Source organism: Devosia sp. SL43, from assembly GCF_021729885.1.
Classification (GTDB): Bacteria; Pseudomonadota; Alphaproteobacteria; order Rhizobiales; family Devosiaceae; genus Devosia.
The window spans coordinates 4,127,591-4,150,245 of the sequence record NZ_CP063401.1; the positions used below are offsets into that span (position 1 = coordinate 4,127,591).

Below are 22,655 nucleotides of genomic sequence, written 5' to 3' on the forward strand. Positions count from 1 at the left end.
ACGCCCCTGTGCGTGACACTCAATGCCAACAATCTGCTAGCCAATTCGGCCTAAGTGTGACGTCGCCGCGAATGGGATTGGACGGCCAAACGTGATCCTCAGTCGACACCCTCCCTTGCGGGGAGGGTGTCGACTTGGAGTTTTGTGTTGCCGCCTTAGGCGATCTTCACCCGCACCATTTGGTACGAATAGGGCGGCAGCTTCACGCTCAGCTTGCCGCCGTCGATCTTGGCGCCTTCACCCTTGCGCGGGGCAACCTTGTTCTGGTCCTTGGCAGTATTTACAGCCTTCAGATCAGGATGCGTCATCACCTGGTGGTCGATCACCGTACCGGCCCCAAAGCCCTGCAGGCTGACCTCGGTTTCGATGCTTTCGCTCGTGTGCCGGTTGACCAAGAAGAAGCTCAGTGTGCCGTCTTCCTCATTGTGGACGCCGGAAACGTCAACAAAGGCAGTGTCCTTGGCGTGGGTCGTCTCATAACCCGGTGAGTTGGTCACCAACTGCAAGGCCGTGCCACGGCCGAACACCGAAGCAAAGAAGTACGGATAGTAGATGGTCTGGGCCCAGGCCGGACCACCCTTTTCCGTCATGATCGGGGCGATGACGTTCACCAACTGCGCGATGCAGGCGATCTTCACCACATCCGAGCGGCGGATGAAGGTGTTGAGGATCAGGCCGACCATCAGCACGTCTTCGAAATTGTAGATATCTTCCAACAGGCCCGGCGCATGCGGCCAGCCGCTGTTGCCCTCCAGGATCTCGCGATCCTTCTTGTTGGAGTGGTACCAGACATTCCACTCGTCGAACGAGATATAGACGTCCTTCTTGGACTTCTTCTTGGCCTTCACCTGCTTGATCGTGGAGGCCACGGTCTCGATATAGGTGTCGAGTTTTTCGCTCAGCCCCAGATAGTTAGGGGTGTTGTCTTCGCGGTTGGCAAAATACATGTGCAGCGAAATATGATCGACATGCTCATAGGTATGCTCGAGCACGATGCGCTCCCAGTCGGGATAGCTCTGCATGTCCGAATTGGATGAGCCGCATACGATCAGTTCGAGTTTGCTGTCGAACATGCGCATGGCGCGCGCCGTATTGGCAGCCAGCTTGCCATATTCGGTCGCGTCCTTGTGGCCGACCTGCCAGGGGCCATCCATCTCGTTGCCCAGGCACCACATCTTGACGTTGAATGGTTCTTTGCGGCCATTCTTGATGCGTAAGTCGCTCCAGTAGGAGCCACCGGGATGGTTGCAATATTCTAGGAAATTGCGCGCCTCGTCGACGCCGCGCGAACCCAGGTTCACCGCCAGCATCATCTCGGTGCCCACGGTGGCGCACCAGTCGGCGAATTCATGCACACCCACGGCATTGCTGTCCGATGTGTGCCAGGCTAGGTCGAGGCGGGTAGGGCGCTGCTCGCGCGGCCCGATGCCGTCTTCCCAGTTGTAGGCCGAAACGAAGTTACCACCGGGGTAGCGAACCACCGGTACATTGAGGTCCTTGACCAGCTTGGCCACGTCGCCGCGCATCCCGTCCTTATCGGCCGTCGGATGGTCGGGCTCGTATATGCCTTCATAGATGGCGCGGCCAAGATGCTCGAGGAAGGCCCCATACACCCGGTCATCGATCTTGCTGACCGTAAAATCCTTATGCGCGATAACGGACGCTTTCACGCTGTCCTCCCTCAATGATCCCGTTTTTCTGATTTATATCAGTTGCCCCGTTGTAGACGAGGCCAAAGGGATCACGCAAGGGTGGGAAGACAATAAATATGATAAATCGCGTGGCCGTTGTCCACCCTACAACCAAAGGGCTTCGCGGTGCGAGAGAACGACGCTGCGGCGCGAAGCCTACCGCTCCGTCTGCAACCGCATGATGATCTCCTGATCGTAATTCCCGAACCCCCGACCGAAAATATTGATTCCGCCCGGATGCTTGGCATCCGGCTTCACCGCGATACGCAACCGGATCGAATGGTGGTTCGCAAGGTCCAGATCCACCAGCGATATCGGCGAAATCTTCATCCCATCGACATAGGTACCATCAGTCGTCACCCGCCAGCTCTTGAGCTTGCCATACTGGCTGCCTTTGAGCTTCCACCAGTCCGGCGTATAGACGCCGCGCTTGTCGCCAAAATCGCCCGGACTCATCCAGGTGCCGATCTCGGTGCCGTTTACCGAAAGCGTGATATCGCTGGGCCAATCCGCCGACGTTCCGGGCACTTCCGAGCTCAGCTCCATGGAAAATTCCATGGCCTCGATTTTGGTCTGGCTCAGCTTGGCATTGTTGGGAAACTGGTATTCCAGATACCCACGCGTGAACCAGATCAGCCCAGCCTTCATGCGATCCGGATCGAGGAAGGTGTCCGGCACATCGAGCAGGCCGATAATCCCCTCCGTCGAGCACAGACCGCACGGCGCCGAAACCTCGCAGGACGTGTAGAGCCCCAGCGGCATGGCCACTTCGATCGTGTTCGACCGCAACGGCTTGATGTCCTCCTTGAACATCACCATCACCTCGTCAAACATCGAATGACAGATCTTCTGGTTGCCCTTGCGTGCCTTCTGCGTTTCGGTCCGAATGAGCCCAGCACTTTCCAGAATCTGGATATTGGTCGAAACCGTAGACTGGGGGAGGCTCAGCTTGTCGGCAATATCATTGCCGTTCATTGCTCCTTCCACATGGAGCAGCTTAAGGATCTTGACCCGGATCGGTGATGCTAACCCCTTGAGCACTTCCATGCCCTCTTCGGGGTCAACAACCAGGAAATTGCGGCTCATTCTTAGGGCTTTCGGGCTGTATGCAGTGTGACGATCCTGTGTATCAGGATTGCTGATGCAATCAACCATGCTCATCAGTCCCCGTCGTCACCAGACCGTCGCATCGACCAAAGCCGCTGCACAAAACCCCTCACAACCGCTTGCAATCTCCCCCGGCATTGTCTATTCAGACCCCGCGCCGGGCGATCCGTCCCCCGCGCCAGCCGGTCACGGCCTGCTGGGGAATAGTTCAATGGTAGAACTGCGGACTCTGACTCCGTCAATCTTGGTTCGAATCCAGGTTCCCCAGCCATCATGTCCAAGGTGAAGTAGCGCTATTCTCGATGAATGAGACTGGCAATCTCCATGTCGCGCTCGATTGCGACTGGATTTTGGGCGTTTCTGTTGAGTGACGGCAATCCGAGCGACATGATCACCGGGAAAGCAGCTGTTCTGCCTCGGTCATAGCTGTTGCTAGTCCACAGACTGGGGTTGAGTGTCTCTGACATGTGCAGGAATTCTCATAGGGAGAGGGCCACGCATTCTGCCCACTCACCAATCAGGCACCTGACGAGGCGCGACCGCACTCACACAGAGCAGTAGACAGTGGAGCTTAGCCAGTCCGCAGGCAGGACCCCGTTCCGAAGCGGGACCCGCTGCCAGATGCGGAAGAGTTGATCCGAAATGCTCGCTCCTGCCGCCAGGCGAAGCTGTCGACGCGCAGACCTAAGACCCGCTACGCCGCCCGTTGGCACAACGTTGCGCTTATCTTGCGGCAATATCGACGCTCGCAAATTGGCGGTGCGGGGTCGATCAAGTGCGTCGGTCGCTGGGATGGCTACGTCGATCAGCGCTGCGTCGCTGTGCCAGCCGTGGTAAAAGACGATTGCCTCGGCCGATCCAGCGTCGCCATGGATTTCATTGTTCAAGGCCCTGAGACTGTCATTGATGGCATCGGCCAGCGTGTCTTCATTCAACGTACAGTAGCGCGTGAGGAACATAATGGGCTGCACAACCTCGGTGGTCACGGACGAGGAAACTCGCGACCCGCCAGCGGCCGTCGCTGGGCCGCGAACCACGATGTCGTCAATGACATCTGTCACGCAGGGCAGTCGTCGGACCGATCGCTCGATGAATTGCCTTTCCGCCTGGGTTGCGACCGAGCCGGAGAGCACGGCCTTGCCGTGTTCTAGGCGCCCTGACACGAGGTGCTCGAAACCCACAAGTGCGCTGCTCATAGCGATGCGGGCACACTCGGCAGTCGAGGATGGACAGAGTGCTGATTGACTTGGAAATCGGTGGATCGTTGCAGACAGCGGGCGAGTCATCATCCTTGCCTCCAAGTTGCAGGCGTCGGGCCGCATGGTGGCAGGCTGGGTCGAGGAACACGTTGATCTAGGTCAATTCTGAGCGCCTGGGTGTTCCGTCACTGTCCAGCGCCAGTTGCAGATATCAGGCAGGTCCTCGCCGTGCTCGCGCGTATAGGCGGTGTGTCGGGCCAGACTCGTCGCGATGTATTCGGCAAAGGCCTCCCGTCGATCCGCCATCCTCGCGACCCGGTCAATGGCGGCCTTGGCGAGATGGAAGCGATCGAGCTCATTGAGGACCGCCATGTCGAATGGCGTGGTCGTCGTGCCCTCTTCCTGAAATCCATGGACGTGGAAGCTATCGTGGTTGCGACGGCGATAGGTCAGGCGGTGGATCAGGGCCGGGTAGCCGTGGAAGGCGAAGATGACCGGCTTGTCCGTTGTGAAGATGGCGTCGAACGCGGCATCGTCCATGCCGTGCGGATGCTGGCTCGGTGCCTGCAGCGCCATCAGGTCCACCACATTGACGAAGCGCATCCTGAGATCGGGAAATTGCTCGCGCAGAATCATCACGGCCGCAAGGGCCTCCAGAGTGGGCACATCGCCGGCGCTGGCGATGACCACATCGGGCTCTTCCGCAGCACAGGTCGAGGCCCATTCCCAGGTGCCCAGGCCGACAGCGCAATGGGCCGCTGCTGCGTCCCGGTCCAGCCATTGGGGCGCGGGCTGCTTGCCGGCGACAATGACGTTGATGTAGTCGCGGCTGCGCAGGCAATGATCCACGACGGACAAAAGGGTGTTGGCGTCTGGTGGCAGATAGACCCGCACGACGCTCGCCTTCTTGTTCATAACATGGTCGATGAAGCCGGGATCCTGATGGCTGAAGCCGTTGTGATCCTGACGCCAGACATGGGAGGTGAGCAGATAGGTGAGCGAGGCAATGGGCTTGCGCCAGGGCACGTCCTTGGCCACGTTCAGCCATTTGGCGTGCTGGTTGAACATGGAATCCACGATGTGGATGAAGGCCTCGTAGCAGGATAAGAAGCCGTGGCGGCCGGTGAGCAGGTAGCCTTCGAGCCAGCCCTGGCAGAGGTGTTCGCTGAGGACTTCCATCACCCGCCCGTCGGCCGAGAGTTGCCGGTCGGTGTCGAGCTGATCGCCGATGAACACGCGGCTAGTGGCCTCGAACACCGCACCGAGCCGGTTGGATTCGGTTTCGTCAGGGCCAAAGATGCGGAAGTTGCTTGCATCTGCGTTGAGCGTGAGCACGTCGCGAAGGTACTGGCCCGCCGCACGCGTCGCTTCGCCGGTCACGCTACCGGGCACAGCGACATCGATGGCATAGTCCCGGAAGTCAGGCAATTTCAGGTCTGCGAGCAGCAATCCACCATTGGCATGGGGGTTAGCGCTCATGCGGCGGAGGCCGCTCGGCGCCAGCGCGGCCAAGTCTTGCCTTAACCGACCCGTGGCGTCGAACAGTTCCTCCGGCTTGTAGCTGAGAAGCCAGGTCTCGAGTATTTCGAGATGGCCTGGGTCTTCCGCCAGTCGGGCCAGCGGCACCTGATGGGAACGCCAGGTCCCCTCGGTCGGATTGCCGTCGACTTGCTTTGGACCCGTCCAGCCCTTTGGGGAACGCAGCACGATCATCGGCCACAGCGGCCGGTTCGTATCCCCGCCACTGCGAGCGCGTGCCTGGATGGCCCTGATGTCGGCGATGACAGTGTCGAGCGTCGCCGCCATCGCCTGATGCATCAGCTCGGGCTCACTGCCCTCGACGAAGTAAGGCGTATAGCCATAGCCGCGAAACAGCGCCGCAAGCTCGTCATGGCTGATCCGCGACAGGATGGTGGGACTGGCAATCTTGTAGCCGTTCAGGTGCAGGATCGGCAGCACCGCGCCGTCGCGCGCCGGGTTGAGGAACTTGTTGGAATGCCAGCTGGTGGCCAGCGCGCCGGTTTCGGCCTCGCCGTCGCCTACCACGCAGGCTACGATCAGATCTGGGTTGTCGAACGCGGCGCCGTAGGCGTGCATCAGCGAATAACCCAGCTCGCCCCCTTCATTGATCGAGCCCGGCACCTCGGCAGCGACGTGGCTGGGAATACCGCCCGGCCACGAGAACTGCGTCATGAGTTTCTTGAGGCCGGCCTTGTCCTGGGAGATCGCGGGGTAGAGCTCGCTATAGGTTCCCTCAAGATAAGTGTTGGCGACGATGCCCGGGCCGCCATGTCCAGGGCCGGTCACGTAGATCATGTTGAGGTCCATGGCCTTGATCACGCGGTTCAGGTGGGCATAGACGAAGTTAAGGCCCGGCGTGGTCCCCCAATGCCCGAGCAGGCGCGGTTTCACATGGGCCAGGGTCAGCTTTTCGGTCAGCAGAGGATTGTCCCGCAGGTAGATCTGGCCAACAGAGAGGTAGTTTGCAGCCTGCCAGTAGGCATGGATGCCTGCCAACTGGTCGGGGGAGAGCGGAGCCTTCATGACGTGGTGTCCTTCTGCTGCAACAGGATAGCGACGGTCGCGGCGATGACCGCTTCCTCGTTGGCGGGAATGATGCGGACCGGCACGCGGGATGTCGGGGCCGAGATGACAGCGGCGCCGGCCTGATTGAGGTTCGTATCCAGCTCGATGCCCAGGAAGGCCAAGCCGTCGCAGATACGCTCGCGGATCTTGGGGGCGTTCTCGCCGATGCCGCCACTGAAGACGAGCGCGTCGAGGCCGCCCATTGTGGCGGCAAAGGCGCCAATGCTCTGTCTGATGCGATAGCAGAACAGCGCGAGAGCATCGGCCGCACGCGGGTCGCTGGTTTCCGCCGCCATCAGGTCACGAACGTCCGAACTGGTCCCGGACACGCCAAGAAGGCCCGATTGGTGGTTGACCATGTGGTCGAATGCCGAGGAATTCATGCCCTCGTTTTGGGCGAGGTAACTGATCAAACCCGGATCAAGGTCACCGCTGCGGGTCCCCATTGGTATGCCGGCCGAGGGAGTAAATCCCATTGTCGTGTCGATGCTGTGTCCTTTGTGGACAGCAGCAAGACTGGCGCCGCTGCCGAGATGGGCCAGGATCACCCGGCCATTCGCCAAGGGTGCGCCGGCAAGGTGGCGCAGCTGTTGCAAGAGGTAGGTGTAGGACAGCCCATGAAAGCCATATTTCTGGATGCCCTGATCGAAGTAGCGGCGCGGAATGGGCAGCAGCCGTGCGACCAGTGGCATGTCACTGTGGAAGGCCGTATCGAAGCAGGCCACCTGCGGCACGTCAGGATAGCGCCGATGACATGACCGCATCATGTCGATCTCGGACGGCAGATGCTCGGGGGCATAGTCCGCGATACGCTCAAGTTCAGCCAGAAGTGCATCATCGACAAGGCAGTGGCTGCGATAGCGCGGCCCGCCATGGACGACGCGGTGACCGATCGCCGCGACTGACCAGGCGCCCGACTCTTGATCGATCCAGTCGAAAAGCACCTCCAGTGCCTCGGTGTGGCTAGTCAAGGGCAAGGTCTCAGCACGATGGCCGGGGCCCGGGCCATCCACTTCAAAGATTGCACTGCCCGCCAGTCTGCTGAACTGACCGCCAATGCGTCGGGCTCCACCATCTGTCTCGAACAGGCCGAACTTCAGGCTGGAGGATCCGCCATTGAGGGCCAGTGTGCTGCTGTCGCCTATGCAGTTTTTCACGGATGTGCCCTGCGTTGCGGTTTGATGAAACTTGTTGCCGGTAGCGGCCAACCATCAGGGTGGCGATCATGCCATCCGTATTCCTTGGCCGATTGATCTGGCTCAATGGCGGAGGCACTCCAGACTCAATGTATCAGCGTCAACCAGTTCCGGGGCGACAGGTTCCGCTCGTTGCCCGACAGACCAACCAGCTGGCTCGATGTCTCTCGAACATTGAGCCAAATCAAAGAAAGCGAGCTTCCGCTTTGGTAGCTAGTGGTGCGGAGGCGATCATGAACGTGACAATCGTGTACGACAGCATCTTCGGAAACACTGCCAAGGTGGCGCAGGCCGTGGCGGAAAGGCTCGGAAGCGAAAATCACGTACGGCTGGCTACGGTGCAGGAAGCCAAGGGGGTCGAGCTTTCCGACACTGATCTGTTGATTATCGGATCGCCCACACGCGGCTTCCAGCCCACACCACAAATTCAGGAGTACCTGGCCGAATTGGTTCGGTTTCCCAACGGCATGGTCGCGGCGGTCTTCGACACCAGGCTCGATCTTGAAACAGTCCAGCCTGCACCGCTGAGGTGGGTAATCGAGGTAGGCGGGTATGCGGACCAACGGATGGTTGCCGCGCTGCAGAGCCACGGTATCGAAGTGCGCGGCGATCCGGGCGCCTTCCTCGTCAGCGGCAACGAAGGGCCGCTCAAGGCGGGGGAGATAGAGCGCGCTCACGGGTGGGCCGACACCCTGGTTTGATGATCAGGTCGTCTGCACCGTGGAACGATGTTTGTCAGCTGAACCTTTGGAGACCTCAATGAAAGCCAAGGATGTAATGTCGCCACATGTGGTGACGCTGAGCCCGGGGAACAGCGTCGCCCATGCGGCACAAATCATGCTCGACAATTCCGTCAGCGGCCTGCCCGTCATCGACAATGATGGCGAACTGGTCGGAGTCGTCACCGAGGGGGATCTCGTCAATCGCATGGAACTCGGCCATCCCGCTGCGGACGACCTATCGACGCCGGAGGCCACCGACGACTTCATCAAGTCACATAGCTGGCGCGTGGCAGATATTATGTCTCAACCGGTCGTCACCGTGAACGAAGAAACCACGGTCGAGGAGATCGCGTCGATTTTCAGCAGCCGCAAGATAAAGCGCGTGCCAGTCACCCGCGAGGGGCAACTCGTCGGCATGGTCAGCCGGTCCGATTTGCTTGGCATTATCGCGCGCAGCAAACCGTCGCCGATAGCTGACGGGGACGAAGCGCTTTGCCGCAGCATCGCGGCCCGACTGCGCACGATTTTGCACGTGAGCATCAGTCCCACGGTAACAGTCGTCGACGGGACGGTTCATCTGGGGGGAACCATCCGCGACGAAAATGAACGCCGAGCGATCCGGGTCATCGTCGACGGCGTCCCAGGCGCAGGCCGCATTCAGGATCACATGCGGCTAGACAAACCTGAGCTCGCCCAAGGGTGATCGAGCCGACATCCAGCTCCCCGGCCGCACCCTCGATAAGTCAGCTTGCGTCGGACACTTCCTCGCCCGTAAACTGCAAGCCGCCCCAAACCGCGATGCAGTCTGTATTTGAACCGACTGCTGCGATCGGGCTCTGGCAGGCACACGGATGGTCTCTCAACGAGGACGGTGGAACGCATATGCGCTTTCGGGCGCACTGATCGCGGTCGCGTTCCTGGTCCGCTTCGGGATTGACGACGCCTTGCCCAACTCGGCCATTGGATTGCTGTTCACACCGGCCATCCTTGTTGGAGCCGCTGCGGGGGGCCTGCTCCCAGGATTGCTAGCTACCGCGCTGTCTGCGCCCATCATTATCTACTTCGCCTCCGGCCGCGATGACCCCGCGACGGTCGCAATCAATGTGCTGCTGTTCGTGATCGTCGGCGTGACGATGGCTTGGCTGGGCGACTCGTCTAGGCGCGCGCGCACCGCAGCCGAAGACAGCACGCGCGCGCTCCATCGTCGCGAAGCTCATTTGCAGTCGATCCTTGATACCGTGCCCGATGCCACGATCGTAATCGAGACCGATGGCACGATCATCTCCTTCAACACAGCAGCGGTACGGCAGTTTGGCTACACTTCGCCAGAAGTGGTGGGCGAAAATGTCAGCGTCCTGATGCCGGGCCCCTATCGAGAACAGCATGATGGCTACCTCGCGCGTTACCTTGGTACCGGCGAGAAGCGGATCATCGGAGTCGATCGCGTTGTGGTTGGACGTCGAAAGGACGCGTCGACCTTTCCGATGAAGCTGGCGGTCGGTGAGATGCAATCGGGGGACAAGAGGTATTTCACCGGCTTCATTCGCGACTTGACTGAGCAGGAGGAAAGCCAGGCCCGGCTCAACGAAGCGCAAGGCGAACTGGCGCGACTTGCCCGATTGAACGAGTTGGCGGAAATGGCATCAACCCTGGCGCACGAGCTCAACCAGCCATTGTCGGCGATCGCCAACTACGTTCAGGGTTGCATACGCATGCTCGACAAGATCGATACGGAGCCAGCTGCACGCATGCGCGGCGCTCTGTCGGACGCATCAAAGCAGGCATTACGAGCCGGAGAAATCATACGCCATCTCAGGCAGTTCATCACGCGAGGGGACACGGAGCGCCATCCTGAAGATATCAAGAATGTCGTCGAGGAAGCCGGCGCGCTGGCGCTCGTTGGATCTCGGGAACGCGGCATTCGAACCGTCTTTGATTATGGCGACGGGCTCGAACTGGTATTGGTGGATCGTGTTCAGATCCAGCAGGTGCTGATCAACCTGATGCGAAACGCGATGGAAGCAATGCGCGATAGCCCCGTCAAAGACCTGACGGTGAGCGCTCAGACCGATGTGGGCGACATGCTCATGATAGAGGTGTCGGATACCGGGCCCGGAATATCGGATGATATTTCGCCCCAGTTGTTCCAGCCTTTCGTGACCAGCAAACCCTCGGGCATGGGTGTCGGTCTGTCGATATCCAAACGCATCATCGAAGCCCATGGCGGCACGATCGGGGTGAGTAGAAACGCGTCCGGCGGGGCGACGTTCCGCTTTACGCTGCCAGTGATCGGGGAGCCAGCCTGATGTCCGATGTCGATATCGTGGTTCATATCGTCGATGACGAAGAGGCGGTTCGGAACTCCGTGGCCTTCTTGCTAGGCAGCGCCGGCTTTGCCGTGCGTACGCATGTGAGCGCGACCGATTTCCTGCTTCGCGCGAGCGGTATACGATCAGGGTGCCTGGTGACGGACCTGCGCATGCCAGATATGAGCGGCGTCGAATTGCTGAAACGCCTGCGCGAAGCCGGAGCACTACTACCCGCCATCGTCATCACCGGTCACGGCGATGTCCAGATGGCGGTCGAGGCCATGAAGAATGGCGCACTGGATTTCATCGAAAAGCCTTTCAGTGACGACGTCCTTATCGAGTCGATACAGCGCGCGGTCAACGTGGCGCAGTCACAGCACGAGATCGAGGCGTCGATCGAGGCAACTCGGCAACGCATGGCCACGCTAAGCGAACGCGAGATGCAGGTGCTCAATGGTGTCGTGTCAGGCGAACCGAACAAAACCATCGCCTTTGATCTGGGCATCAGCCCACGAACTGTGGAAGTCTACCGTGCAGGTCTGATGTCGAAGATGCAGGCCAAGAACCTACCCGAGCTGGTTCGTATGATCCTGAGCATCCAGAGGGCCTGATCAATCCTGCAAGGATTTGATCTGCGGCAAACGCCCCCGATTCCAACCGCGCTAGAAACGAACAAGCACGACCTTAAGGTGCTCGGAAACCTGACTCATGGCCAGCGGCCACTTGCTGATTGTAGCCCCTGATATTGACCTGCGTCGATCGCTGGAGTTTTTGCTGGAGGCGGCAGGTTACACTGTGAGTTCACATGCTGCTCTGGCCAGTCGACTGAGCAAAGAAACCTTCGATTGCACCATCCTGGACCACGGGGCGCTTCCCGGGTCCGAACAGGAAATGCCGGAACGCTACAGGACGTCCGGCCCCATCATCCTGCTCGCCGGAGCGCCTTCGCCCGTTCTTGAAGCGCAGGCATTTCGTGTTGTTCGCAAGCCCTTGCTGGGCGAACCGCTGCTCGCGGCCGTCGCGCAGGCGCTCCGTTGGTCCCGGGATAGTGGTCGCACTAAGTAGTCTCCCTAGTCGCTGCACCGGAATTTTCCTGGCGAGTCAGTTCAGCCACTCTCGGTTCATCAAATCCGAGGACCCCGGCCATGTTGACTCAGTTGAACCATCTTCAGACCTCGAACACGCCCACACCCACCGGTCCCCATGATGCAGTCGTGCGGTCGATGCTGGCAAATACTCGCCCCTGCGCGGTCTCGTTCTATCACCCCAACGAGGTGATCTACGCGCAGGGTGAGACCGGCGGTCCACTTTACCTCGTGGAGTTCGGCACGGTGCGCATCTGTCGTCTGACCGCCGATGGCCGCCGGCAGATCAATTCATTCCATTTTGCCGGCGAGGTCTTCGGGTTCGAGCCGGGTGGCGAGCATCGAAATTATGCCGAGAGCGTGGACAATGCCGGCGTTCGGCTGCTTCGCCCGAATGCGGATAATGGGCTGGGTGCAAATGAGCTAGCCATCGCGCTACGTACACTGTCCCGCATCCAGGACCACCTGCTGCTGCTTGGTCGGATGAACGCCTCCGAGAAAGTGGCGGCTTTTCTGGTCGATCTGCTTGATCGGCAAGACGCTGTTCGCTTCATCGACCTTTCTATGCAGCGCAGCGATATTGCCGACTATCTCGGCCTCACCTTCGAAACGGTGTCGCGCGTACTCAAACTACTCAAAGACTCGGGTGTGATCCGACTGCCGTCGGTGAGCCAGGTCGAAGTTATGAACCAGTCTGCCCTGGTGCGGCTGGCCGGGTAGGCGGCCAATGGCCTGATCTGCCTGGCGTCGCCAGACAGACTGCAGCGGGTTCGGCCTCGGGCGTCAGTTGTCTCCCAATGGGGGTTCGCCGGTGTCCTGTGCGGTTTCATCGGCCGAGGGCGGCGTCGCTCTCACGACCCCGATTGTGACCTTTGCAGCAAGGCCGGCGATGGCGCCGATAATCGCCAACCATGGGGCAGCAAGGACCACAACGCCGCCAACGATGGCGCCGGCGGCGAGCGGCACGGCCACATAAACATCGCCCCTTTCAGAGCGTAGCTGAAGTTGCCGCACATTGCCTTCGGCCAACAGGCGCGTCACGTGCTCGACGAGTTGGTGGCCCGTCACTTCGATCTCTTCAGTGAAGGTTTTCCAGGTGGTCTTGGGGTCTTCGGTCACGATTGATCTCCTCTTTCTTCCAATCACCATCTCAGATCCGCCCCGCAGGCTTTTGACCTGGGTCAATCGGGGCGATCACGATCATTTTTGTCACTGGTCCAGCTGCTTTTGATGCCGATCAAGATGTCACTCTGGCGGTGCGTCATGATTGCCTTCACATTCCGGAGGACACATATGATGAAGCCGCTCCATTCACTGCTTGTCGCTGGCCTTCTGTTCGGCTCGTATTCCCTCGCGCAAGCTGACGAGGCCAAACTTACTTTCGGTGGCGACCAGTTCACCGCCGGGCAGGTCGCCACGATCGCCGAACCCGTCCAGCGCGACGCGTTCGTTGTGGGAAATGACGTTACCCTTTCGGGGCCGGTGCTGGGTGACGCACACCTTGCCGGCTATGATGTCGATGTGAACGCCGATGTCTCCGGCGATGTCTATGCGGCCGGCTTCTCGGTGAGCATCAACGGCGCTGTCGGCAGCGATCTGACAGCGGCCGCAAACACGGTCACCGTGCTGACCACGGCCCCTGTATCCGGAAATGCCAGGCTTGCCGGAGCCACCGTCGTCCTGGGTGCCCCTGTCGGAGGCTCTGCCCTGATTTCTGCTCAATCTCTTACGCTGGATGCGGTAGTTTCGGGCGATTTCAGCTTCTACGGCGAGACCCTTACCTTCGGGCCGGGAGCGCGGGTCGACGGCATCCTTGATATCCGCGCGCCCAAGGAAATCACCGTCCCGGCCTCGGTTGCATCCGCAGATCGGGTTCGCTTCGAGCTGCTGGATTCTCCAGACTATGTCTCGGAAGCGGGCAAGACCGCAGGAAGCGTGGTTGGTCGCTTCTGGCCGGTATTCTGGACCCTGGCCGCCTGGTGGCTGGTGCTGGTCCTGGTCGGTGCGGGCCTGATTGCCCTTCTGCCCAAGACTGTGTCGGCACTGCAGGTTGCGGCCGAGAATCGCCCGTTCCGCAACCTGGGCCTCGGGATTTTGGCCTTCGCTGCCATTCTCGGCCTCGTCCCCGTCCTCGCCATGACCATTGTCGGCATATTGCTCGTGCCGTTGGTCATTGTCTTTGCCATAGTCGCCTGCAGCCTGGCTTATCTCGGCGGTGCGTTTCTCATCGGCCTCAGGATCGCCAGTGCCTTTGTGACTGTCGATACAAACCTTAAGCGTCTGGGCGTACTGGCGGTCGCCCTGATCGCGTCTGCCTTGGTCGGCATGATCCCATTCGTCGGGTGGCTCGTGACACTAATGATCCTCTTCTTCGGCTTTGGCGCCGCGACTGTTGTCACGATCGGTCGCTGGTCGGCTCGCGAAGCAGCGCATCCCGGCAATACCTCCGCCACAGTTCTGGCGCCGGGCGAATAGCGATGAGCATGAACATCCTGCTGCCGATTGCAACTTACCCCGACGTTACCTCCAAAGTCGGCCTGGGATACGCCCTCGGCCTCTCCGCCAGGCTGAGCGCCAGCGTGACGGCTATTGTCCAGGAAGTGGACATAGCCCCGATCAACAGCGCCCTAGGCGAGGCGCTGCTAGGACTTTCGAAAATGGCCGCAGATGCGGAAGCGCACAGCCGCGAAAATGGGGCGAGCATGGGCCTGTGGCTCCGGGAGCGGGCCCAGAACCTGGGCGTCGATCTGGACGTCCGGACCGTGCGGTGCCGGCCTGAGGCATTCGCCGACGGCCTGGTTCCGCTCTCCCGCCACCACGACCTGGCCATTGCCGTGCTCGACGGCTCCGATCCGCAGCGCCGGGCCGATACAGAGGCGTTGATCTTTGACTCCGGCGGACCAGTGCTGGTCGTACCGCTCACGGCGGTAGTGCCGGTCGCCGAGCAGCGAGCCGCCCCTTTCAATGTGATCGTCGCCTGGGACGGCGGCCGAGCCGCATCGCGGGCGCTCCGTGATGCAATGCCGCTTCTCGTGCTGGCCGATCTTGTTTCAATCCTGACTGTCGGCGACGACAAGGTCGTCGATCCAGCAGGGATCGCGGGCGTCCAGGCGTTGCTCGACCATCATGGCGTCCGAAACAAGCACCTGCACCAGGAGCGCGGAACCGCCTCGACCGGCGACACGCTGCAGGCAGTCGCGGTCAACCATGACGCGAACCTTCTAGTAATGGGCGCCTATGGCAGAAATCGTCTGCAGGAATTCGTGCTGGGTGGTGCAACCCGCTCGGTCCTGCACGGACCCCGGCTACCCATCCTGCTGTCGCATTAGGCCAGGGTCCCACTTGCGCCAAATCAAATCGGGGCGTCGCGTGCCGGCTTAGGATCCAGCCAGCGCGGTGGCACGGAAGCAGTTCCATGCGGCAACACACATGCACCAATAAGGTGGTCCAGGGGAACTGATGGCGATCAACCGCGAATGGCACGCCCTGCACAAGATGCCGAGAAACGCGACGCTCGATGACCGCATCGCCTGGCATATCAAGCACGCCGCCAACTGTGACTGCCGGGAAATTCCTGTGGCTGTCAGGCGCGAAATGGAAGCGCGCGGCCTGAGCGCTGCCACGCCGCGCAGCCTCAAATGAGACTGGCACCGCCGCTCGAAGCAAGAGAGCGCACGATTGTCCGCCTGTTCCCCTACGCGCTGGTCGCTCTCCCCTTGCTCGGCCTGGCGCTAGGTGCCGCCCTTTGGTGGAGCGCGTCTGGCGCTTTGGCCGAAACGACATGGACCGTGGCGACGCTGCCTGTCCTGATCACACTGCTGATCCAGATCGTTGTTTCGTTGCGCCGCGGCGATGTCGGCCTCGACGTCGTTGCCGCCTTATCGATGTCGGCGGCACTGGTGTTTGGGGAACCGCTCGCCGGCAATGTCGTCGCCTTGATGTATGCGGGCGGCCAGCTTCTCGAAAGCTTCGCACAAGGTCGGGCACGGCACGAAATGACCGCCCTGCTGGGGCGGGTTGCCCATACGGCAATGCGGTACCAGGGATCGGGGCTCGAGGAGGTCCCAATCGCCGCAATCGTGGCGGGCGACCGCATACTGATACGGCAAGGCGAGGTGCTGCCGGTCGATGGGCGCGTTGCCGGCACATTTGCGCTGCTTGATCTATCCACCCTCACAGGAGAGTCCGTGCCGCAACGGGTCGGCGCGGGTGGCGAGGCATTGAGCGGATCGACATCGGCCGGCCCGGCATTCGAACTCATTGCCACGCGGGCCGCTGCGGAAAGTACCTATGCCGGCATAGTGCGGCTGGTCGAGGCGGCTCAGAACAGCAAGGCGCCCATGGTGCGGATCGCAGATCGCTACGCGATAGGCTTTCTGGCGCTGACGGTGGTGATCGCGGCACTGGCCTGGATAATATCGCAGGATCCGCTGCGAGCGCTTGCCGTTCTCGTGGTGGCAACGCCTTGCCCGCTGATCCTGGCCGTGCCTGTCGCTGTTATTTCCGGCATGTCCCGCGCGGCTCGTGCCGGCGTCCTCATCAAGAGTGGCGGCGTGTTGGAGGCATTGGCGGGGATCCAGACCGCCATTCTCGACAAGACCGGGACATTGACCCACGGTCGGGCCGTGGTCAGCGACATCAGATCGAGCAAGGACTTTTCCGAAGCTGACGTGCTGCGCCTGGCGGCAAGTCTCGACCAGGCTTCAGGTCACGTCGTCGCCGCCGCCCTGATTGAGGCGGCCACCGGCCGCGGTCTGGTGCTGTCTTCCCCAACCAATGTCAACGAAACTCCCGGACTTGGTATTGAGGGCCAGGTTGAAGGGCGGCAGATTGTGGTGGGAGGGGACAGCTTCGTACATCGTCGGATCGGAGACGACGATATCCAGGCACTGCATGCAGGGCTTGGCCTCGATGCGACGACCGTTGCCGTTGCAGTGGATGGCATGCTTGCAGGCGTCATCGTCCTGGAAGACCGTGTCCGGGACGATGCCGGGGCCATGCTGGCATCGTTGCGGCACGCAGGCATCAGGCGGATCGTTCTGGCATCGGGGGACAAACAGGAAATCGCCCTCGCGGTCGGCAACGCACTGGGCGTCGATCTGACCCGGGGCGAGCTCAGCCCGGAACAGAAGGTAGCGGTCGTCCGGTCCGAAGCTGCCTCTGGCCCGGTAATGATGGTGGGAGATGGCGTCAACGATGCACCCGCTCTGGCCGCCGCTGATGTAGGTGTTGCTATGGGCGCGCGGGGCACGGCTTCCTCCTCGGAAGCGGCTGGCGTCGTTCTGCTGGTGGATCAGCTGGAGCCCCTTGCCAAAGCCATTACCATTGCCCGCCGCACCCGTGCCATCGCCCTGCAGAGCGTCCTGGCCGGGCTTGGACTTTCCATGGCTGCCATGCTTGCGGCCGCTCTCGGTTACTTGCCCCCGGTGCAGGGTGCCCTGTTGCAGGAAGCCATCGACGTTGCTGTGATTCTCAATGCGCTTCGCGCCCTGCGCTAGCCTTGCGAACAATGCGGCCAGTCAACTCAACTGCCTTCACCAGGGTATTGGAGATCGTGCCGTACTTGCGGATGTTGGTATGCAGCAGGTCGATGCGCCGATCGCTCTCGTCGGTGTCGACGGTCAGGAGATAATCGATAGACGTAATCTGGGGCGGAGCATCGCTGCGGACCGCGTGCAAATGGACACTCATCCCCCGCAGATCGAATTCGAGCAACGGAATTGCGCGCTCGGCGCTCTTGATCATGCAGGCTGCCAGCGCCGCCAGGAGCATCTCAGCCGGATTGAAAGCGTCCGCCCGACCCAACAACGATGTATCCAGCGTCACCTCTGCCTGCCTTACCAAGGCAATGCTGCCGGTGGCGTCTACCCGTCGCGCGTCAATTGAGTATTCCAACATTTTGTGGACTTGGCCTTTCTCGGCTTTTGGTCCGAGGGCAGGGTGACGACACGTCAGACAAGCGCTGGCGCCAGATGCGCCCCGATGAAGTAAGGCCACACGAACAATCCCAGCAGGCCCATCCAAAATTGAGGTGGGTAGCCGATACTGAACAACCATCCACCAAACCAGAATGCGCCGAGTGACGTGTGCTGCGTGATCCTGATCCGTTCCATCGTCTCTCAACTGATGCTGGTTGAGCTGTGTTTTGCCAACCGCCCCTCCAAAGCATGATCTCGACTTGCCGTTCTTGATCTGGCGCAAATCAACGGACGTGCTTTGCGATTGCGGGCCCCGTCCGGGAGGAAGGACGTTGTCCGCAAGACTGCTGTCATGCCCGATATCGATGCGGTAGGTGCTGCACCGCGCGCGGAGGCCGCCTACGCCGAGGCGACCCATCGCCCGCGCCAGCCGGTCACGGCCTGCTGGGGAATAGTTCAATGGTAGAACTGCAGCCTCAGGTTCCCTGGCCAAATTCTCATCTGTCAAATCGCGGCTCTATTCCAGAGATCGGATCGCGCGATATTGGAATCATACTGCGGGGCGCATCCCTGCATTTGGGTGTTTTGTCGACACGCTCGGTGAATCCATGCGACATGGATGCGACAACCGAGAGGGGCTTTTGGCGTATGAGCCAAGTGGGACTGCCGGATACACCACTACCCAAGGGCAGCCCCTTCATGGGGATCGCCCGTTCGGCCCTTGACACATACCGACCGCAGCAGACGCCGAAGGAGCTGTACCACTATACCAGTACAAGCGGCCTCTTGGGCATCCTAACTAATCACTCTCTTTGGTTTACCGATACTCGATATTTGAACGACAGCTCTGAGGTCTTGTGGGGCGTTGGTGTCGTAACCAAGGTCGCCGAGGCTTTTGCGAACACCCGCAAAGAAGATCGCGACAAAATATTGGTAGATCGGGTTGTGCAGCGGCTTGAGACGATTTCTATGCCTAATCGTGCGGCAGTCTTTTGCTTGTGTGAAAGCGCGAACTTACTCAATCAATGGAGGGACTACGGCCGTGACGTAGTTTCCTATTCGCTCGGGTTCGATCCGACAAAACTTCATATGCCTGAAGGATATAACTTCCCGCCAATCTTGATAAAAATGATCTACGACGAGGCGAAGCAGATTGAAATTGCCCAACGTGTCGTCGCGGGCGTCTATGCCAAGGCAATGTTGCTTCCCGCTGAAACGCGCGACGACCCGGATCGTGTGAGCTTCCTGATAGACTCGGCTGCCCATGAATTGTCTCTGGTGACATATTGGTTCAAGAACCCGGCCTTCGAAGCAGAACAGGAATGGCGGCTACTTCTTGAGGCCGGAATGATCCAGAACATGGGTAACACGCCATTATTTCGGCCTTCGCATGTTGGGATCACCCCGTATTTCGAATTCAAGCCGACGAATGAGCAATTGCTGCCGGTCACCAGCTTGATGGTTGGTCCATGCTCTTGGCCGGATGCTGCAATGGCAGCGGCGCATCTGCTTCTGAATGAACGAGGATATGCTGGCCTGAGGCTAAACGCTTCGACCATTCCCATACGGTAGTGGCAATTGGCAAATTGGTGCGAACCGATGCTGGCTGAGCAAGGCCACCTACTCCGCAGCCACCATCATCACCTCGGCCTCCATCATCATCACCCGCCCATCCATCACCTGCACTGGGTAGGTCCGGACCTGGCCTTCATCCGCCCCCATGGCCTTACCAGTCTGCAAATCAAACACCCAGTTATGCAGCGGGCACGTCACTGACGCGCCATGCACTATGCCCTCGCTCAGCGGCCCCTGCTTGTGCGGGCAGCGGTTTTCCAGCGCGAAGACCTGGTCTTCCTGCGTGCGGAACACCGCGATCTTGCCCGCTGGCGTGTTGACGCAGCGCGCGCCACGGCGCGGGATGGCGTCGATGCTGCCGATATCGATCCACTGGTTCATCTGTGTCACTCCGCTGCCACCGGCATGCCAAACTCGGCCATCGCCTCGAATTCATGTGCGTCCTTGCCATTGACGCGCTCTTCCCAAGGGTCGACCTGGGCAAATGTCTGCGAATAGACGAAGCGTTCGTAATAGGCGCGGCGCTTCTCGCGGTCGTTGACCACATTGGCCAGGATCGATGGCGTGCCGACCCGCTTGGCCCACTTGTAGATGCGCTCGAGGTAGCGGCCCTGCTCACGATAGAGCTGCGTCAGCGCCACGATGATTTCGAGTGCCTCGTCCTCGCTGTCGGCGTGACACAGCAGTTCGGTGCCCTTGATGTCGAGCCCGGCGGCGCCGGCAAAGTGGATGTCGTAGCCGGAGTCGACGCAGATCACGCCAATATCCTTGCACGTCGCCTCGGCGCAGTTGCGCGGGCAACCGGACACCGCCAGCTTGAGCTTGGCCGGCGTCCAGGCGCCCCACATGAATTTTTCGATGCGGATGCCCAACCCGGTCGAATCCTGCGTGCCGAACCGGCACCAGTCCGAGCCGACGCAGGTCTTGACCGTGCGCAGTCCCTTGGCATAGGCGGCGCCCGAAACCATGCCAGCGGCGTTGAGATCGGCCCAGACCGCCGGCAGGTCTTCCTTCTTGACGCCCAGCAAATCGATACGCTGGCCGCCGGTCACCTTCACCGCCGGAATGGCGAACTTGTCGGCGACGTCGGCGATGGCGCGCAATTCCTTGGGGTTGGTCATGCCACCCCACATGCGCGGCACCACCGAATAGGTGCCGTCCTTCTGGATATTGGCATGCACGCGCTCGTTGATGAACCGGCTCTGCCCGTCATCCTCATATTCACCCGGCCAGTCGGCCACGAGATAGTAGTTCAGCGCCGGCCGGCACTTGGCGCAGCCGCACGAGGTCTTCCACTCCAGTTCCTGCATCACCTCGGGGATGGACTTGAGCGATTTGGCGATGATCAGCCTGCGAACATCGTCATGGCCATATTCGGTGCACGGACACATCGGCTGCACGGCCGCCGGATTGTAGCTGTCGCCCAGTGTCAGGTGCAGCAGCTGCTCAACCAGATGCGTGCAGGAGCCGCACGAGGCCGAGGCCTTGGTATGGGCCCGCACGCCATCGAGCCCGGTCAAGCCCTTGCCTGATATTGCGCCGGTGATCTTGCCCTTGCACACGCCGTTGCAGCCACAGATCTCTGCCTCATCCGGCAAGGCTGCAACGGCCGCCATAGGGTCCAGGGGGGCGCCCCCCTGATAGGCCTGGCCGAAGATCAAAGTGTCGCGCATTTCGCGCGTATCGACGCCGCGCTTGAGCAGGTCGAAGAACCATGGACCGTCGGACGTCTCGCCATAGAGCACCGCGCCGATGATGCGGTCGTCCTTCAGCACCAGTCGCTTGTAGACACCGGCACTGGCGTCGCGCAGCACCACCTCCTCGCGGTCTTCGCCCTCACCAAAATCACCAGCCGAGAACAGGTCGATGCCGGTCACCTTGAGCTTGGTCGAGGTCACCGAGCCCTGATAGCTCGCCTCCTCTTCGGCCAGTGTCTGCGCCAGGACCTGGCCCATCTCATAGAGCGGCGCCACGAGGCCGTAGCAGGTGCCGCGATGCTCAGCGCATTCGCCCAGCGCAAAGATATGCGGGTCATCGGTCCGCATCTGGTCGTCGACCACAATACCGCGATTGACCGCCAGCCCGCTCGCCTTGGCCAGACCGGACGACGGGCGGATACCCACCGCCATCACCACCATCGAGCAGGGGATCACCGTCCCATCGGCGAGTTCAACACCCTCGACGCGATTGGTGCCCAGCACCTGCTTGGTATTGGCCTTGGTGATCACGGTCACGCCGCGATCGGCAAAAGCCTTCTCCAGCAGATACCCTGCCGCCGGGTCGAGCTGCCGTTCCATCAGCGTCGGCATCAGGTGCAGCACGGTCACGTCCATGCCCTGCATCTTGAGGCCAGCTGCGGCCTCCAGCCCGAGCAGGCCGCCGCCGATCACCACCACCTTGCTGCCCTTGCCGGCCGCCAGCATCTTGTCGACGTCATCGAGGTCGCGATAGGTCACGACACCTGGCAACTGGTGCCCCGGCACTGGCGGAATGAATGGCGACGATCCCGTCGCGATCACCAGCTTGTCATAGTCGGCGACGATGCCGTTGGTCGAAACCACCCGCTTGGCCTCGCGATCGATCAGCGTCACCGGCGACGATTTGTGCAGCGTCACGCCATTGGCGTCGTACCACTCGTCGCCATGGGTGATGATTTCCTCATACGTCTTCTCGCCCGACAGCACCGGCGACAGCATCAGCCGGTTGTAGTTGACCCGCGGTTCCGCGTTGAAGATGGTCACCTCGAAGCGACCGGGCGCAGCTTCGAACAGATGCTCGAGCATGCGCCCCGGTGCCATGCCATTGCCGATGATGACGAGTTTCTCGGTCACGCGCGTTTCTCCTGTGCGGCGGCGCAAAACGAAAAAGCTGCCAACCGAAACGCGTCCGGTCGGGTGACCGGGATCGCGGAACAGTTGGCAGCTTTGCCTTGCGGTGGCGCCCAACGCTGGACGCCGAATAATGTAGAACCCGCTATCGGGCCCTGTACCGATACAAAAGCACGAACCGTGCCACTCGCGTTTCGGCTGAAAATAATTAGTAGAATCAATAAGTTAATGGGACTTGCGAGAGCCGCGGCCACATAGCGCAAGCCTGCGCAACGCATAATCAGGCGGCAATCTGCCTAAGCAAGCATCATTCCTGCAATTTGGACAAGCATTCGGCAGTCTGGTTTTCGTGCTTCGCATAAGCCACCTGCGGCACCCTCCATTGCGCTAACCCGCCCCTTGCTCTACCGTCATCTTCGACACGAAAAACAGTGCGCTC

20 protein-coding genes and 1 tRNA gene are annotated in these 22,655 nt (G+C 60.7%); 12 read left to right on the forward strand and 9 right to left on the reverse strand.

Going from position 1 to position 22,655, the window contains the following annotated elements; all coding sequences use genetic code 11:
- Nucleotides 1-155: 155 nt before the first annotated feature.
- Nucleotides 156-1,670: an arabinosylfuranosidase ArfA gene (gene arfA / locus IM737_RS20090; protein WP_236897151.1), complete on the reverse strand. Its 1,515-nt coding sequence runs from the start codon at nt 1,668-1,670 to the stop codon at nt 156-158.
- Nucleotides 1,671-1,847: 177 nt separating this feature from the next.
- Nucleotides 1,848-2,777 carry an ArsR/SmtB family transcription factor gene (locus IM737_RS20095; protein ID WP_236897152.1) on the reverse strand — a complete coding sequence of 310 codons (930 nt, stop codon included), beginning with the start codon at nt 2,775-2,777 and terminating at the stop codon, nt 1,848-1,850.
- A gap of 218 nt (nt 2,778-2,995) precedes the next feature.
- Here IM737_RS20095 and IM737_RS20100 point away from each other — a divergent pair.
- Nucleotides 2,996-3,069, forward strand: a tRNA-Gln gene (locus IM737_RS20100).
- A gap of 274 nt (nt 3,070-3,343) precedes the next feature.
- Here the strand turns inward: IM737_RS20100 and IM737_RS20105 are convergent.
- The 3 genes from IM737_RS20105 to IM737_RS20115 form a co-directional block, all read right to left on the reverse strand.
- Entirely contained in the window at nt 3,344-4,087 is a 744-nt protein-coding gene (locus IM737_RS20105; protein WP_236897154.1) for a BON domain-containing protein, read from the reverse strand.
- A gap of 69 nt (nt 4,088-4,156) precedes the next feature.
- Entirely contained in the window at nt 4,157-6,541 is a 2,385-nt protein-coding gene (locus IM737_RS20110; RefSeq protein ID WP_236897156.1) for a phosphoketolase family protein, read from the reverse strand.
- Nucleotides 6,538-7,740, reverse strand: a complete 1,203-nt coding sequence (locus tag IM737_RS20115; RefSeq protein ID WP_236897158.1) for an acetate/propionate family kinase — start codon at nt 7,738-7,740, stop codon at nt 6,538-6,540. Before IM737_RS20115 ends, IM737_RS20110 begins: the two co-directional genes overlap by 4 nt.
- Nucleotides 7,741-8,012: 272 nt before the next feature.
- Between IM737_RS20115 and IM737_RS20120 the strand changes: the two genes are divergently transcribed.
- The 6 genes from IM737_RS20120 to IM737_RS20145 all read left to right on the forward strand — a co-directional run bounded on the left by IM737_RS20120 (nt 8,013) and on the right by IM737_RS20145 (nt 12,615).
- The gene (locus IM737_RS20120) at nt 8,013-8,480 is read left to right on the forward strand and encodes a flavodoxin family protein (RefSeq protein WP_236897159.1); all 468 of its coding nucleotides are present in this window, start codon (nt 8,013-8,015) and stop codon (nt 8,478-8,480) included.
- A 58-nt stretch (nt 8,481-8,538) separates the two neighbouring features.
- Nucleotides 8,539-9,204: a CBS domain-containing protein gene (locus tag IM737_RS20125; RefSeq protein ID WP_236897161.1), complete on the forward strand. Its 666-nt coding sequence runs from the start codon at nt 8,539-8,541 to the stop codon at nt 9,202-9,204.
- A 148-nt stretch (nt 9,205-9,352) separates the two neighbouring features.
- Nucleotides 9,353-10,807 carry a PAS domain S-box protein gene (locus tag IM737_RS20130; RefSeq protein ID WP_236897163.1) on the forward strand — a complete coding sequence of 485 codons (1,455 nt, stop codon included), beginning with the start codon at nt 9,353-9,355 and terminating at the stop codon, nt 10,805-10,807.
- Nucleotides 10,807-11,421 (forward strand): response regulator FixJ, encoded by a 615-nt coding sequence (fixJ, locus tag IM737_RS20135; protein WP_236897165.1) that lies wholly within the window; start codon nt 10,807-10,809, stop codon nt 11,419-11,421. Before IM737_RS20130 ends, fixJ begins: the two co-directional genes overlap by 1 nt.
- A 97-nt stretch (nt 11,422-11,518) precedes the next feature.
- On the forward strand, nt 11,519-11,875 hold the full coding sequence (locus IM737_RS20140) for a hypothetical protein (protein ID WP_236897167.1): 357 nt from the start codon (nt 11,519-11,521) through the stop codon (nt 11,873-11,875).
- Nucleotides 11,876-11,955: 80 nt separating this feature from the next.
- Nucleotides 11,956-12,615 carry a helix-turn-helix domain-containing protein gene (locus tag IM737_RS20145; RefSeq protein ID WP_236897169.1) on the forward strand — a complete coding sequence of 220 codons (660 nt, stop codon included), beginning with the start codon at nt 11,956-11,958 and terminating at the stop codon, nt 12,613-12,615.
- A 63-nt stretch (nt 12,616-12,678) separates the two neighbouring features.
- On the opposite strand, the gene IM737_RS20150 is transcribed toward IM737_RS20145, so the two are convergent.
- Nucleotides 12,679-13,014, reverse strand: a complete 336-nt coding sequence (locus IM737_RS20150) for a DUF4342 domain-containing protein (RefSeq protein WP_236897171.1) — start codon at nt 13,012-13,014, stop codon at nt 12,679-12,681.
- Between the two features lie 174 nt (nt 13,015-13,188).
- Here IM737_RS20150 and IM737_RS20155 point away from each other — a divergent pair, with 174 nt between their 5' ends.
- The 4 genes from IM737_RS20155 (at nt 13,189) to IM737_RS20170 (ending at nt 17,393) form a co-directional block, all read left to right on the forward strand.
- Nucleotides 13,189-14,370, forward strand: a complete 1,182-nt coding sequence (locus tag IM737_RS20155; protein WP_236897173.1) for a hypothetical protein — start codon at nt 13,189-13,191, stop codon at nt 14,368-14,370.
- Nucleotides 14,371-14,372: 2 nt separating this feature from the next.
- The gene (locus tag IM737_RS20160) at nt 14,373-15,224 is read left to right on the forward strand and encodes a universal stress protein (protein ID WP_236897176.1); all 852 of its coding nucleotides are present in this window, start codon (nt 14,373-14,375) and stop codon (nt 15,222-15,224) included.
- Between the two features lie 130 nt (nt 15,225-15,354).
- On the forward strand, nt 15,355-15,537 hold the full coding sequence (locus IM737_RS20165; RefSeq protein ID WP_236897178.1) for a hypothetical protein: 183 nt from the start codon (nt 15,355-15,357) through the stop codon (nt 15,535-15,537).
- Nucleotides 15,534-17,393 (forward strand): heavy metal translocating P-type ATPase, encoded by a 1,860-nt coding sequence (locus IM737_RS20170; protein ID WP_236897180.1) that lies wholly within the window; start codon nt 15,534-15,536, stop codon nt 17,391-17,393. Before IM737_RS20165 ends, IM737_RS20170 begins: the two co-directional genes overlap by 4 nt.
- On the opposite strand, the gene IM737_RS21030 is transcribed toward IM737_RS20170, so the two are convergent.
- Nucleotides 17,368-18,273 carry an OsmC family protein gene (locus IM737_RS21030; protein WP_336886216.1) on the reverse strand — a complete coding sequence of 302 codons (906 nt, stop codon included), beginning with the start codon at nt 18,271-18,273 and terminating at the stop codon, nt 17,368-17,370. The genes IM737_RS20170 and IM737_RS21030 overlap by 26 nt on opposite strands.
- Between IM737_RS21030 and IM737_RS20180 the strand changes: the two genes are divergently transcribed.
- Nucleotides 18,273-19,385, forward strand: a complete 1,113-nt coding sequence (locus tag IM737_RS20180; RefSeq protein WP_236897182.1) for a DUF2971 domain-containing protein — start codon at nt 18,273-18,275, stop codon at nt 19,383-19,385. The two genes, IM737_RS21030 and IM737_RS20180, sit on opposite strands and share 1 nt — an antisense overlap.
- Nucleotides 19,386-19,433: 48 nt before the next feature.
- Here the strand turns inward: IM737_RS20180 and nirD are convergent, their stop codons facing one another.
- Nucleotides 19,434-19,769 (reverse strand): nitrite reductase small subunit NirD, encoded by a 336-nt coding sequence (gene nirD, locus IM737_RS20185; protein ID WP_236897184.1) that lies wholly within the window; start codon nt 19,767-19,769, stop codon nt 19,434-19,436.
- 5 nt (nt 19,770-19,774) lie between these two features.
- The gene (nirB, locus tag IM737_RS20190; RefSeq protein ID WP_236897186.1) at nt 19,775-22,219 is read right to left on the reverse strand and encodes a nitrite reductase large subunit NirB; all 2,445 of its coding nucleotides are present in this window, start codon (nt 22,217-22,219) and stop codon (nt 19,775-19,777) included.
- Nucleotides 22,220-22,655 lie beyond the last annotated feature (436 nt).